The sequence below is a fragment of the Cellvibrio sp. BR genome (assembly GCF_000263355.1).
Taxonomy (GTDB): domain Bacteria; phylum Pseudomonadota; class Gammaproteobacteria; order Pseudomonadales; family Cellvibrionaceae; genus Cellvibrio.
Map to the genome: position 1 here is coordinate 1 of NZ_JH668222.1, position 517 is coordinate 517.

General features: G+C 48.4%; 1 protein-coding gene. It reads right to left on the reverse strand.

Going from position 1 to position 517, the window contains the following annotated elements; translation table 11 throughout:
- On the reverse strand, window positions 1–374 hold a 374-nt coding region (locus O59_RS20775; protein ID WP_157152687.1), incomplete at its 3' end, for a transposase.
- Window positions 375–517: the final 143 nt, after the last annotated feature.

Here is a 517-nt window from a genome sequence, read left to right on the forward strand (position 1 = left end):
ATTGCACTGAGCATGGCCATGTACAGCACCGTTCGAATCGGTGCCCGACCGCCTTTGATTCTGCGTCGGCCTTTCATCATGCCGCTATCGCGATTAAATGGCGCTAATCCGCAAAGCGCTGCTATTTTGCGTGGCGATAGCTGGCCTAATTCAGGTAACTCTCCTAATAGCGTAAACGTCACACCATCGCCTACACCCGGCACTGAGCTCAGAATCTCATAAGTGCGCTGCCATTCGGTTACTTCGCTAACCGCTTTGGCGAGAAGTTTGTTGACGCTCTCGATTTCTTTATCGAGCACTTTCAGTAAACGTTTGTGAGTTGCTGCAAGAATCGCCGGTGCTTTGTGCTGACGATTTAATTCCTGTGTCCGCATTTCATTCAGCTGACGCTTGCGTGAGAGTAAATCCCTGATATGGCGAACTTTTTTGCTATTAAGAGGCCTTGGCTCCGGTTTCAAAATCGCACCAAATTGTGCAATAAGCCGCGAGTCAATTTTATCGGTTTTGACAAAAACAC